The organism is Mesorhizobium sp. M0698, from assembly GCF_040320455.1.
Classification (GTDB): domain Bacteria; phylum Pseudomonadota; class Alphaproteobacteria; order Rhizobiales; family Rhizobiaceae; genus Mesorhizobium.
Map to the genome: position 1 here is coordinate 1 of NZ_JAMYPQ010000025.1, position 12,874 is coordinate 12,874.

Annotated in this window: 11 protein-coding genes, 1 tRNA gene and 3 pseudogenes; 4 read left to right on the forward strand and 11 right to left on the reverse strand. The window is 59.8% G+C overall.

Annotation, left to right across the window (positions count from 1 at the left end):
• Window positions 1-427, reverse strand: a pseudogene (locus tag NKI16_RS29825) (OmpA family protein); the annotation flags it as partial.
• Between the two features lie 235 nt (window positions 428-662).
• On the opposite strand from NKI16_RS29825, the gene NKI16_RS29830 reads away from it, so the two are divergent.
• On the forward strand, window positions 663-1,109 hold the full coding sequence (locus NKI16_RS29830; RefSeq protein WP_023678278.1) for a YcgN family cysteine cluster protein: 447 nt from the start codon (window positions 663-665) through the stop codon (window positions 1,107-1,109).
• Window positions 1,110-1,351: 242 nt separating this feature from the next.
• Complete coding sequence (locus NKI16_RS29835; protein ID WP_023678277.1) at window positions 1,352-1,711, forward strand: hypothetical protein; 360 nt, start codon at window positions 1,352-1,354, stop codon at window positions 1,709-1,711.
• A gap of 113 nt (window positions 1,712-1,824) precedes the next feature.
• On the opposite strand, the gene NKI16_RS29840 is transcribed toward NKI16_RS29835, so the two are convergent.
• Window positions 1,825-2,535 carry an SIMPL domain-containing protein gene (locus NKI16_RS29840; protein WP_023678276.1) on the reverse strand — a complete coding sequence of 237 codons (711 nt, stop codon included), beginning with the start codon at window positions 2,533-2,535 and terminating at the stop codon, window positions 1,825-1,827.
• Window positions 2,536-2,719: 184 nt separating this feature from the next.
• On the opposite strand from NKI16_RS29840, the gene NKI16_RS29845 reads away from it, so the two are divergent.
• Window positions 2,720-2,795 (forward strand) — tRNA-Ile (locus NKI16_RS29845).
• 21 nt (window positions 2,796-2,816) lie between these two features.
• On the opposite strand, the gene NKI16_RS29850 is transcribed toward NKI16_RS29845, so the two are convergent.
• From NKI16_RS29850 to NKI16_RS29870, 5 genes are all read right to left on the reverse strand, one after another.
• Window positions 2,817-4,034 (reverse strand): tyrosine-type recombinase/integrase, encoded by a 1,218-nt coding sequence (locus NKI16_RS29850; protein WP_245274750.1) that lies wholly within the window; start codon window positions 4,032-4,034, stop codon window positions 2,817-2,819.
• A gap of 670 nt (window positions 4,035-4,704) precedes the next feature.
• A complete protein-coding gene (locus NKI16_RS29855) occupies window positions 4,705-6,018 on the reverse strand; it encodes an HlyD family type I secretion periplasmic adaptor subunit (protein WP_023678274.1) in 1,314 nt (437 codons plus the stop codon).
• Entirely contained in the window at window positions 5,996-7,768 is a 1,773-nt protein-coding gene (locus tag NKI16_RS29860; protein ID WP_245274754.1) for a type I secretion system permease/ATPase, read from the reverse strand. Before NKI16_RS29860 ends, NKI16_RS29855 begins: the two co-directional genes overlap by 23 nt.
• Window positions 7,769-8,154: 386 nt before the next feature.
• On the reverse strand, window positions 8,155-8,955 hold the full coding sequence (locus tag NKI16_RS29865; protein WP_023678272.1) for a calcium-binding protein: 801 nt from the start codon (window positions 8,953-8,955) through the stop codon (window positions 8,155-8,157).
• Between the two features lie 470 nt (window positions 8,956-9,425).
• Window positions 9,426-9,635: a hypothetical protein gene (locus tag NKI16_RS29870; RefSeq protein WP_023678271.1), complete on the reverse strand. Its 210-nt coding sequence runs from the start codon at window positions 9,633-9,635 to the stop codon at window positions 9,426-9,428.
• Between the two features lie 35 nt (window positions 9,636-9,670).
• Here NKI16_RS29870 and NKI16_RS29875 point away from each other — a divergent pair.
• Window positions 9,671-9,826 (forward strand): annotated as a pseudogene (locus NKI16_RS29875) (hypothetical protein); the annotation flags it as partial.
• 29 nt (window positions 9,827-9,855) lie between these two features.
• Here the strand turns inward: NKI16_RS29875 and NKI16_RS29880 are convergent.
• The 4 genes and pseudogenes from NKI16_RS29880 to nodI all read right to left on the reverse strand — a co-directional run.
• Window positions 9,856-10,117: pseudogene (locus NKI16_RS29880) on the reverse strand (hypothetical protein); the annotation flags it as partial.
• Window positions 10,118-10,125: 8 nt separating this feature from the next.
• Window positions 10,126-11,088 (reverse strand): LysR family transcriptional regulator, encoded by a 963-nt coding sequence (locus tag NKI16_RS29885; protein WP_023678269.1) that lies wholly within the window; start codon window positions 11,086-11,088, stop codon window positions 10,126-10,128.
• Window positions 11,089-11,155: 67 nt separating this feature from the next.
• Window positions 11,156-11,944 (reverse strand): ABC transporter permease, encoded by a 789-nt coding sequence (locus NKI16_RS29890; RefSeq protein WP_023678268.1) that lies wholly within the window; start codon window positions 11,942-11,944, stop codon window positions 11,156-11,158.
• Between the two features lie 3 nt (window positions 11,945-11,947).
• Complete coding sequence (nodI, locus tag NKI16_RS29895) at window positions 11,948-12,859, reverse strand: nodulation factor ABC transporter ATP-binding protein NodI (protein ID WP_023678267.1); 912 nt, start codon at window positions 12,857-12,859, stop codon at window positions 11,948-11,950.
• Between the last annotated feature and the right edge of the window lie 15 nt (window positions 12,860-12,874).

Below are 12,874 nucleotides of genomic sequence, written 5' to 3' on the forward strand. Positions count from 1 at the left end.
GAGCGATCTGCTCGGCCGGAGCGGATTCTGTTTGCTGCTGCTGATTGCGCCGCTTCTTGCGGGGTTGCTCGGACTCGGCTGGAGCGATCTGCTCGGCCGGAGCGGATTCTGTTTGCTGCTGCTGATTGCGCCGCTTCTTGCGGGGTTGCTCGGACTCGGCTGGAGCCGCCTGCTCGGCCGGAGCGGATTCCGTTTGCTGCTGCTGGTCGCGCTTCTTCTTTCTGGGCTGCTCTGCCTGCTGGCTTTGCGCGCAGGCCTCCGCCGACTCGCCCTCGGCGCAACTCGATTGCACTGGGATGAGCGGCGCTGCGGTACGTTGCACGGGGCTGAATGCGGCATTGCCTTGCAGCGGGAACGCGCCTAGCGGCGCGGACGCCATCAACAGGCCAAGCGCCGTGCCTGCCAGAATCCGTGGTTGGCGTTTCATCATAAACACTCCTTGTGGCGTCCCATCCCTGCCCAAACTTTCAGCAACCATGTTTGGTTCCTGTTTGTAGGTTCTAGCCGTGGCACAGGGCGATTGACCGGCGTTTTGAAGGCGACTTCATGTCATTCGTATGGTCCTGGCGTATGTTCCGGCGTATTGTCCCGGCGTATCGTTCGGACGAGGGTGCACGGTTGCCGTGCTTGACCTTGAAGCGTCCGAGGGCCACATGCCGACGATGGAAAAGCCGTTCTGGAAGACCAAGACGCTCGAGGCGATGACCCCGGCCGAGTGGGAATCACTCTGCGACGGCTGCGGCAAATGCTGCCTGTCCAAACTCGAAGACGAGGACACCGGAGAGATCTACTGGACCAGCGTCGGCTGCCGGCTGTTCGACGCTGGAAGCTGCCGCTGCTCCGACTATGCCAACCGGCTGGCGCGTGTTCCGGATTGCGTCGGGCTGACGCCGCAGAATGTGCGCACCATCAGCTGGCTGCCCAAGACCTGCGCTTACCGGCTAGTGGCCGAGGGCCGCGATCTCTATTGGTGGCACAGGCTGGTGTCGGGAAGCGACGAGACCGTGCACGAGGCCGGCATCTCGATGCGCGGCCGGGTCAGCGCCAGCGAGACCGACCTTGCCGAGCCGGACGACTATTTCGACCATATGCTCGCGGACGAGCCTTAGGATTTTACCGCGAAATCGAGAATCCGGAACCGACGGCAAAACGGACGTTGTCCATCCACCATGCCCACCCTATGCAGCACCGCCGTCCATAACACCGGTTCCAGAAGCGAGAGACTATTCCGGTTCTGCCTCATGAACTGGAGATGAACGGCCGGTTCGCAAAAAATTCAGACAGACGGGTGCATTCTCCTCCCATCGGTTCGACGAAAACGTGTGGAAACCCTCAACAAGGAGAGAAGACAATGTTCAACACCATCAAGACGGCGGCTCTTTCGGCTCTTGTCGGCCTTGGCACGCTTGCTGCCATCCCCGCTCATGCTGACAGCATCTATCTCGGCTTCGGCAACAACCAGGATCCGCGCGTCGGCGTCTATACCGGCGACGAAGATGATGGTTACTATCGCGAACACCGCCGTCATGGCGGCTGGCGCCGGTCCTGTTCGCCGGAGCGTGCCATCGACAAGGCCGAACGCATGGGCCTGCACCGCGCCCGCATCATCGACATCAACCGCCGCACGGTCAAGGTCGCCGGCCGCCAGTATGGCGACCGCGTCGTGATCGTATTCGCCAACGAGCGCGGCTGTCCGATCATCTATCGCTAAGGTCTTCGGGCCTGCGGCCGGCTGACTTGCAGCCGGGCCTTTCCGCCAGGAAGCGCGGCTCAAAAAACCCTGGAGGATCGATCCTCCGGGGTTTTTCATGCTGCAAGCGATGATCATTTCAATTCGAAAGTCACCGTCACCTGTGCGGTATAGGAATTTTCGCCGGCTTGCACCGGGACCGACGCACCGGCGGCATCGAATGCCTTGGCGTTGATCGGCATCGGCGGTGGTGCGAAATTCTGGTCGGTGATTTCCAGGACCCGGCCGATGCCGACGCCGGCCGCTTCGGCCAGCGTCTTGGCCTTGGCCATGGCATTGGCGACGGCCTTCTTGCGCGCCTCGGTGACGGCTGCCGCCGGATCGTCGTTGGAGAAGGAGATGCCGCCGCCCTGGTTGACGCCGAGCGACACCGCCTTATCGAGAATGTCGCCGGTCTTGTCGATGTCGCGGATGCGCACCGAAAGGGTGTTGGTCACCTGGTAGGCGACAAGCTCGGCCTCCTGGCTGCCGTCGGGCTTGTTGGTGTAGTTATAGCGCGGATTGATCTGGATGCCCGCGGTCTGCAGGTCGCGCTCCTTGATGCCGGACGATTTCATGGCAGCGATCACTGCGGCCATCGCGTCGTTATTGGCATCGAGCGCTGCACGTGCCGTCTTGGCTTCACGCATGACGCTGAGCGTCAGCAGAGCCAGATCGGGTGCTATCGCCGCCTCGCCTTCACCGGTGACGACGATACGCGGCGGCGGTGGCGAATCGGCGGCGGCCGCGATCGCCGGAAATGCGATTGCGGCGGCAATCGCCAGGGGCAAAATACGTCTGGTCATGAAATCTCCTCGATCTGGGATCCCAAGACAGCCGAGTGTTGGCCGGCGTCCAATGGGCGACGTGCAATAGGTTATCAATATGGGCTGATTTGGGCGATCTCTGCCAGCCCCCTTGGAACGCCTGCTCGGAAAGCCCTCGGAAAGCCTTGTGCGGTTCAGGGAAAAACACTAATCCAGCGCCGTGGGGCCTGTAGCTCAATGGTTAGAGCCGGCGGCTCATAACCGCTTGGTTGGGGGTTCGAGTCCCTCCGGGCCCACCATTGGCTTTTGTGGCCGTTGATTTAATTGGATTTTTTGGCCATTTTTGTCCCACCTCTTTCAACCCCCTCAGAAAGTGGGACAATTTTGTTCTCTTTTCGATCGATAACCAGCAGGTATTTCGCCGCTCTCGCTACCTTCCGGCGACGCGCTTTCTTGATGTAGTGGTCGGGCTGCTGGTACGTAGTCCACCCATATATCGCCTTCAGCTGCTCGTGCGTCGCGCCGTTCTCAGCGGCGATCGTCGCGCCGGCCTTGCGAATTCCATGAGCACTGCAGTGCGGCAGCTCAGCTTGATCACACCACTGGCGCATCTTGTTGCCCAGACCGTTCTCCGAGAACGGGCGACCATACTCATTGACCAGGAAGGTCATCTGGTCGGAGGGCGTGTGCTCAAGTTCCGCCTCTAGTTCGGGCAGAAGCGGGAGCTCCACCAACACCGCATCCTTGTTACGACTGGTCTTCCCAGGCTTAATTCTGATCCACTTCTCCCACTGCTCGGTCTCCTCGTTGTAGACGAGCGTGATGTGCTGTCGACCGAAGATCGCGACGTCGGACAACCGCAGGCCAGTAAACATGAAGATCGAGAGCGCACGTCTGGCTGCGGTACCCAGCGGATGCCGCTTCTCATATTGAACGATCTCCGACACGTCCCATGGGTGCCAGCCGTCGCCGCTCTTTAGCCGTCTGATGCCGCGGGCGGGATTGGAGTCGACGCCCGGAATCTCTGTGTCCTTTGCCCACTCAAACATCGCGCTGATGGCTTTTACGATATTGTTTGCCGCGCCAAGGGCGTCGAGCCTGGTGTCCCTGATCTCCTTAACATGAGACCGTTTCATACCGGCGAATGGCAGAGATCCCTTGGTGGGATACTGAGGATCCGGGTCACCTTCGAGGGGATGAGGTAATTCGCATACGCGCTCCAGAATTGCTCGTCGGCGCGCCATAGTGTCTTGGGTGATTTCCGTGCCGCCCCGACGGTAATACTCCTGGCAAAGCCACAGCAACGTGCCTTTCTTCGCTGGCTCGGAAGGCTTGGGGAGGCGCCGGCAAATCTCGGGAAGAGTGCCGGGCCGAACATAAGTGACCTCGGCGCGCGCGCACCGCAGTTCCTCGAGGAACTCGTCGCTGCCGGTCGGTTCACGGAGCCGGACCTTCTTCCGACCCGGTGCGCGAAAATAGTACCGATCATTGCCGTGGCGATCAGTGTCCTTCACTACGCCCTTAAGAGCGACCTTCACGGGCTCATCCGTCATGTTCGTGGTTTTCGATCCCAAGGATTGTCTAGTGGCGGCGAATCTTCGTCAAGCTTTGGTGCTCCTCCGATTTGGCGGTGAGGGAGCTTTCGAAACGCCAATACAAGTTCCTCGACGTCCCAAACAATGCGCCCCTTGCTCGGCATTCGTGGCTGCGGCATCCGGCCGTCCTGGACCATTTCATCAAAGGTCGTTGAGCTTACGCCGATGAACGTCGCAGCCTGCTCGCGATTGATTCCTACCGGCGGGAGCGAGGGCGGCAAGACGCTCGGGGTGCGCAGCATCGGTTTAGTGCGTTGAAAGCGCGTCTTTGGCGCCTGCCTGTCTTTCTATGCACCTGTCCGAATATTGCAGACGCTCAATCATGTCCTGGCCCTGTGCTTGCAGGCTCACCCTAGGTCTCCAGACCTAGGATCGCTCAAGACACCGGACTCTTTTCCAGCCTTTGTGTACGATGATGGGTATCTTAATGCGCTCGAGGCCAAGAACTGAATGGGCGGCGACTTGCAAGGGCAAAATGACCGCGGAACCACGTATCTGAGTCAGAGGCGCAATCCAACTGAGGAACGCATGGTTGTGTTTTCAGACGGTTATGACTTTCATGCATGCGTAACAACCAACAAGAATACCAACAAAATATTTCTGTGGATCACTTTCATTCCTCATGGAATGCGCGACTGATTTGGTCCGACAGCGGCTTCACAAAATAAGAAAGCGCCGTACGCTCGCCCGTCTGGATCATCGCTTCGGCCGGCATGCCGGGCACGAGCGTCAGGTCCTTGAGCTTCGTCAGTTCCGCATGCGGAACCGACAGACGCACCAGGTAATACGAGACGCCGTTTTTTTCGTCCGTCGCCAGATCGGCTGCGATCCGGCTGACATATCCGTTCAATACCGGCGTGGTCCTCAGATTGAAGGCTGACATCCGCAGCACGGCCTTGTGACCAAGCTGGATTTGGTCGATGTCCTTCGGGGTGATTCGTGCTTCAAGCGCAAGATCGTCGCCTTCCGGCACGATTAGCATAATCGGATCGGCGGGCGTGATCACTCCTCCGACCGTATGAACTGCGAGTTGTTGAATGGCGCCTGACTGCGGCGCGACAATATCGATCCGTCGCAGTTCCTGTTCAGCCGCCACCTTGCGCTCAACATACTCCCCAACCTGCGCCTGAACCTCTCTGAGCTCCTGGCCGACTTCCGTCTTGAAATCCGGATCGATCTGCAGGATCTGCAGGCGCGTTTCGGCTATGCGGGCTGCCGTCTGTGCCTGATGTGCAATCTTCTCACCGCGTTCGCCGCCGAAAGTGGCAACCTGCGTCTTCAGGCTGTTCAAGCGTTGGTCCGAGACAATGCCTTGGTCGCGCAGCCCACTCAGGGCAGCAATTTCCTTTTGGAGAATCTCGGTGCTTTTCTCACAAGCGATTTCCTGCGCCTTGAGCCCCTCGATCTCGTGCTCATATTGAGTGATGCGTTCCGCTAGCTGCGCCTGCCTTCCGTCGCGGGATTGTCTGCGGAATTCGAACAGCCGCGTCTCGCCATGTACTGCCGAAGCTACGTCCGGAACATCTCTGCGGGCGAGCAGCCAGTCCGGGAAGGCGATCTCCGCCAGATCGTCACGCTCAGCTTCGAGTCGTGCCAGGTTGGCGGCCAGCTCATCGAGCCGCTTGGTGACTACAGCGAGAGTGGCGCGCGTCTGGGTGGCGTCGAGCCGCATGAGGATGTCGCCGGCTTTTACTTTATCACCTTCGCTCACCAGGATTTCTCCCACCACCCCGCCGGTCGGGTGCTGCACCTTCTTCACATAGGAATCGACGACAAAGTGTCCGGACGCGACAACCGCACCGGAGAGATTCGTGAAGGCCGCCCAGGCTCCGGCTCCTCCAACAAAGATCACGCTCGCCAGAAGGCCCGCCACCAGGTGCCGGCGAATGGAGCTGGAAACGTCATTATTCTGATGAATGCCGGCCACCGGGATCCTCCATGTCAGCGCGCTCTCCCACGTTATCCTGTGTAGACTCGATGGCCTTGACGCCAGCGCCTGGTGCCATCGCTGCCCTCTTCAAGACTTTGGAAAGCGCTTCATCACGCGCACCGAATGCTCGCTGCCGTCCACCTTCCATGACCAACACAAAATCCACGGCGCGGATGGCGCTCGGCCGATGGGCGACGACAACCGCAATGCCCTTGCGCCCGCGCACGGAGGCGATCGCCTTGACGACCGCAGCCTCGCCTTCCGCATCGAGATTGGCATTGGGTTCATCCAGCACAACAAGGAAAGGGTCTCGATAAAGAGCACGGGCAAGACCGATACGCTGGCGCTGCCCGGCGGAAAGTGCCGATCCGGCCTCACCAATCGGAGTTTCGTAGCCGTGCTCAAATCGGAGGATCAGTTCGTGCGTGCCCGCTGCTTTCGCCGCGGTGACAATAGCCTCAGGGTCAGGATTATCTTCAAAACGAGCGATGTTTTCGGCAATGGTGCCGTCGAACAGTTCAACACCTTGCGGCAAATAGCCGATATGACGGCCTAGCGCTTCCCGGTCCCATTGATCGAGGCTTGCGCTGTCGATGCGAACCTTTCCGGCGACCGGCGTCCATGCGCCGACGATGGCGCGCGAGAGTGTCGACTTGCCCGAACCCGATGCACCGATGATCCCGAGTGCGCTTCCCGCCTGAACGGCAAACGCAAGGCCGGTCACGGTCGGCTTCCTTTCGCCGGGCGGAACGATTGTCACGCCTTCGAGGCGGAGTTCGCGTTCAGGTGCAGGCATTGGCATAACAGAAGCGGTTTCAGGAACCGTTCCCAGGAGGTCCTCCAGCCGCGCCCAACCCTGGCGCGCCATGAGGAAGGGTTTCCAGCTTGAAATGGCCAGATCGACCGGAGCCAGCGCACGCCCCATCATGATCGAACTGGCAATCATGACCCCGGCCGTAGCCTCCTGCCTGATGACAAGGTACGCGCCGACGGCAAGAATGGCCGATTGCAGCAGCACGCGCAACGACTTTGCAATGCCACCCAGCCCACCTGCCACGTCCCCAGCTTTCCGGTTGGCGGCCAGATACTCGGCATTGGCCTTGTGCCATCGGGCAGCGATCCGCTTTCCGAGACCGAGAGCTTGCACGACCTCGGCATTGCAACGCGCTGCTTGCAGTAGGCCATTGCGTACCATGTCGTGGGCAATGGTCTCGCGTATCGGCCGTTGCGAGAGAGTGTTGGTAAGAAGTGTCAGAGATGTGAGACCGATCGCCCCGATAAGTGCCGTCATGCCGATCCAGAAATGAAAGAGGAAGCAAATGGCAAGATAAAGCAGCATCCATGGCAGATCGAAGAACGCTGTCGGACCGTTTCCACCTAAGAATCCGCGAATATTGTCGAGATCGCGAAGCGGCTGCAAGCCGTCGCCCGGCATGCGCGTTAAAAGCGGAAGGCGAACGATCGCATCGTGAACGCGTCCGGAAAACTGTTCATCGAAACGCTCGCCAATCCGCAGCAGCACGCGGGCGCGCAAAACGTCGAGCAGGCATTGGAACGCATAAAGCCCTGCAGCAAGCACGACGAGCCCCACTAGCGTCGATACGCTGCCACTTGCCAGAACGCGGTCGTAGACCTGAAGCATGAACAGCGGCGAGATCAGCGCAAGCACGTTGACCACGCCGCTGATCAACAGAATTCCCCAAATAGCGGAAGTCAGAGGGAAAGGTCTCAAAGCTGAATCCTTCAAGGAATGGTTACTCACGTAGGTCTCCGTGAGGATCTGGCGACCCAGCTCCCTATATTGCTCCCCGAGCGGCAACCGACTCGCTGATTCAGGATCAGTGCTCCCGCCGAATATGTTTGGTTTGGCATCTAATGGAGCGGGTCAACAACAACACCGTCCGGCTGAAGGTTTGGAAGGGCAACGTCATCGTGGCCGGCCGCAAGGGCCCGAACAGGCTTCCGCCTCCACGCGTTCAGGGAGATTTCGGTGTACGACCAGCGCGACGTGCAGGGCTTCGTCAAGCTGTACACGCTGCGACTGCTCCCGGGCGCCCCGGCCCATCGCAAGTAGCGGAAACGGAAAGCGCCCGCCCAGGGGGGCGGGGCGCTGTTCCGTATGGGTTTTCCGGATCAAACGAAGGTGAAGTCCGACGCGGTCAGGCCTAGGTCGGCCACGGTGACCACACCGCCCAGGTGGACGAACTCATGCGCGCTGTTGTCGGCGGTGACATAGGCCAGAGTTGCGACTCTGTCGGTGTAGCTGCTTTGGTAGACAATGATGTCGCCGGCGTGCTCGCCGGAGATCGCACTCGCGGCTTCAGAAGCAGAGTTGAAAGATTCGCCAGTGATCACCACGACGTGTTCGCCGTTCGCACCCGAGGCCGCACCACTGTAGAAGCTGCTAACCGGGTAGCCGGACTGTATGCTGGCGTTGTTGACGAAGTTCGCGCCAAAACCGTCGTTGTAGAGGCCCACCGCATCGAAGGCGAACTTGTCCTCCGCCGGGTTGAAATCGGTGATAGTGGAAATGTCCGGCTTCGACCCGACACTCGGGACGACCCCAGGCACCGGATTGTGGAACTGGAACACGAACGTGTCACTGTCGGTGCCCCCGGTCAACGTGTCCTGGCCGTCACCCACGTAGACGACATCCTGGCCGGGACCGCCGCTGAGCCTGTCATTGTCCTCACCGGAGATGCGCGCGTTGAAGCGGCCGTTGTCGCCGGAGAGATCGTCCCAGCCATCTCCGCCGAAGATGCGGTCGTTACCCTCGCCGCCGAGGGCTCGGTCACTGCCCGCGCCAGCCGAGATCTCGTCGTTGCCGCCACGACCGTCAATCCAGTCATTGCCCCCGAAACCCTCCATCCAATCTTCAAGCTTGGTGCCGAGGAGTGTTTCGGAACCCGGGCCACCCTCGATAATGTTTGCCATCGAAAATACTCCTAATGATGCACCCTGCCTGACGCGTTTCATATTCCTCATCGGATAATTAGAGAAATCGATTGCTTGGATAGACACACATTTACGAAATGGATGCACTCACGTTCACTTCCTTCTGCTGAGCAGTTGCGGGCTCGCAGGCGGCGGGGACGCTGGTCGCCGATGCAATCGATGAAGATTCGACACTCAAACCGGGACTAGACTAAGACTAGGACGAACTTCGTAACGGGGCCGTCCTGGTTGGGCCCCAAACTTCTCTCTGTTTGCTCGACGCCGGCATACCCGCACCGTGAGCGCTGGACGAGGACAAGTTCCGCTGGCGGAGAACGGCGTGATCGGCTTGCCGCGCCGAAACTGATGGCGCTCGTCGAAGGCATGGACTGGACGCGCGTTCGAGCCGAACGGCGACGGCGTCCGGCCGGAAGGCGGTGGCGAAGTGACTCAGGCGCAAAAGGCGGGCTTCAGGCCGTGTAAAACAAGCTCCTGTCGGCGTCATGACGAGAAGCGCTTCGGCCCGTCCCCACGAAATCGATCCGCTCAAGGCGATGTTCGTCGCCATGGCGGCGGAGAAGGCCGAACTGCAACAACTCCGGAGCGAAACACTCAAGGCCGAGATCGTCCGGATGGCGACACTCAACGAGCGTGCCCAGGAGAGGATCGCCGACCTTCATGGGATCGTCAAGCAGCTGGAGCGCGCCGCTTCGGTCGCAGCTCCGAGAAGCTCGAACGTGCCCAGCAGGCCTTCGCCTTCGAAATCCAGACCGGGCTCGGCGCGATTGAGTCCGAGCTCGAGGCCGCAAGACCGACAGGCGAGCCGCGACGTGCTGCGCGACCGCGCAAGGCGTTCCCGGCGCATCTGGAGCGGGTCGAGATCGTCATCCAGCCCGAGCCATGGGGGAAGAAGCGCTCCCGCAGCCAATCGTCCAGTCCGTCAAACGCGGTCGGCCGCACAGGCTTGCGAAACGGAACAGTCCCGCCCTCGCTTAGATACCGAGGCACCGTGTTGCGAGCGCACCCGAATTCGTTCGCCCGTCGGTTCCCCAGCCAAGCTCATGCAGCGGCAGCATCGCTGCACCTCTTCAGGCTGAAGGATCTGCTCTCCCTGCATCGTTCTCGACAATGCAGGAATCGCCCAATCCCAATCGCCATCCATGCCTCCTCTCATAACCGAGGGGTCGTCGGCCGACAACTGAGACGTCCGGTGCTCTTAGGCGGGGTAATCATACGAGATGCCTCCTGCAACATCATTTCCCGCATCCATAGGCTTGCCGGATCATTATTGTGAAGCGCAGGCCATTGGACGGCCTCCGTGAATGCGGCAGGAAGTGGCGGCGGAAGTTCGACAATCCGCAGGGGTGTTAATTTTGCGAAATGCTGCGCCAGCCGTAAGGGCATTGTCCCGATGCGGTTGGTGCCTGATAGAAGGGGCGGGATCATGCTAAAGCCCTGTACGACGACCTCGATACGTCTCTCGAAACCGTTCTCGAGCAAATACCATTCCTCGATGGAGGGCTGCCGGGTGTCCCCGAATTTAAGCACAACCTGCCCCATCGACAAGTATCGGTCGAATGTAAGTGGCTCTGACAGCTGCTTGTTCGTGCCGCAGCCTACGCATACGAGTATATCTTCGAACAGGGCTGCGCGAGGATGTTTCGACATGAACACTTCCGGCATAATCAGAAAATCAACGTCGCCGCGCCGGAGAAGCTCCTCGGGGTCGTCGGAAATAAGCAGACATTCGAAGCGGACGGCGGGAGCTTCCCGCGCAGCACGCTTTACGATCTTCTTAAAAAATACGAGCGTGAGGTAATCGGAAAGGATGATGCGGAAGCGACGATCCGATCGGGCCGGGTTAAAGGCGTCCCAGGAAATAATCGACAGCTGGATGTGCAGCAATGCCTCCCGGACTGCTGTGGCGAGCCCCTCCGCGCGCGGTGTCAAAATGAGTTCGCGGCCGTTCATCGTAAATAGCTCATCGCTGAAATAGGCGCGTAACCGACCGACGGCGGCGCTCATGGCCGGCTGACTCAGGTTAATACTGCGGGCCGCGGCGGTGACTTTACGCTCCCTGATCAAAGCATCCAGCACAACCAGGAGATTTAGATCGAGTCCCTTAAAACGCATGTATTGACCTATCCGACGCGTGGATGGGTATCGCCCAAAGAAACAATTTTACGAATGGTGAGTAGCGTCAACGCATCAGCCGACGACGAAATAGAGCAACCGATAGGAAGAACGGCAAAACCGTGTATATGCAAAGCGCGCCGATATGCAGGCCCATGCTGCCGGCCGGACGGCCAAGCATCGCCGGACGAATGAGGTCAATTGCATGTGCGAGCGGCAACAAGGAGGCGACGTCCTGAAAAGCGCCGGGCAATTGGTTGACCGGAAACATCGCGCCGCAAAGGAACAGCATGGGTGTTATAACAAGCGTATTATAAAATATGAAATATTCATAACTGGGCGCAAGCGCCGTGACGACCATCGCTAGACTCGCGAAGGCGAGGCCACTGAGAGCGATGACTGGCAGCAAGCAGAGGATGGATGGCCACGATGTGTAGCCGAGCGTGGTGGCAACAATGGTGATTGCTGTGCCCGCCATCAGGGCCTTGGTGGCTGCCCACGCCAATTCGCCGAGTACGATATCGCCGAGCGTCAGCTGAGTGCATAGCATTCCTTCCCAGGTGCGCTGGTTGTCCATGCGTCCGAAACTCCCGTAAACCGTTTCAGCGGTCGCCGATGCCATCGCGCTTGTGGCAACCATGCCAGCCGCGAGAAACGCAATGTACGAAGTGCCCTCAACAGGACCTATCATTGTTCCGATGCCAAAGCCGAGACCGAACAGATAGATCATCGGATCGGCGAGGTTGCCGAGAACCGATGCAAGCCCGATTTTCTTCCATCCAAGATAGTTGCGGCGCCAAACCGCGACCCAATTCCACGCATTGGCGGGCATGCCCGCCGCATAACGTTCGCCCATTGTTCAGTCCTCCATCTCGCGCCCGGTTAGCCGCAAGAACACATCCTCGAGATTGGGGGGACGCTGCAGAAGGCGCAGACCCGCGCGCCCGCGTAGCTGCCCCAGCACCTGCTCCGGATCGGGTGCATAGCAAAAAAGCGTCTCACCGCTCACCTCGATGCGCTGTGCGTACGGCCGGATCAGCGCACCCAGTTCATGCGGATTGCCGCCGTAGACCTCGACCACGTCACAGCCGATCTGCTCGTCAATGAGTGCGGACGGGCGGCCTTCGGCGATCTTGCGCCCCTCCTCCATAACGCACAGCCGATCGCACAGCCGCTCGGCCTCTTCCATGAAATGGGTAGTCAAAAGAATAGTCTTGCCCCGCGCCAGCAGCGATCGCAGCCGTTCCCAGATCAGGTGGCGGGCCTGCGGATCGAGGCCGGTGGTCGGCTCGTCCATCACCAGCAAGTGCGGGTCATTGATCAGCGCACGCGCGAGCGTCAGGCGCCGCTTCATGCCGCCGGACAGTTCGGCGACGCGCGCATCCGCTTTGTTCTCGAGGCGGGCGAACTCAAGCAGCGACGGTATGACCGCTTCGATCTGGCGTCTGCTCATCCGGAAGTAGCGCCCGAACACCAACAGGTTCTCGCGTACAGTGAACGCGGTATCAAGATTGTCGAACTGCGGGACCACGCCGATGCGCATACGTGCCAAACGCGCGCGCGCCGGCACTGGAGCGCCGAGCACAGTAATCTTCCCCGCATCAGGCGATGTCATGCCGAGGACCATACGCGCAATCGTGCTTTTACCCGCACCGTTCGGTCCCAAGAGCCCGAAGCATTCCCCCGCCGTAACGCGGAACGACAGTCTGTCGACAACGAGCTTGTCATAAGTTTTGCTTACGTCAGTAAGATCGATCGTTACCGTGGACATGGGTTCATTTTACCG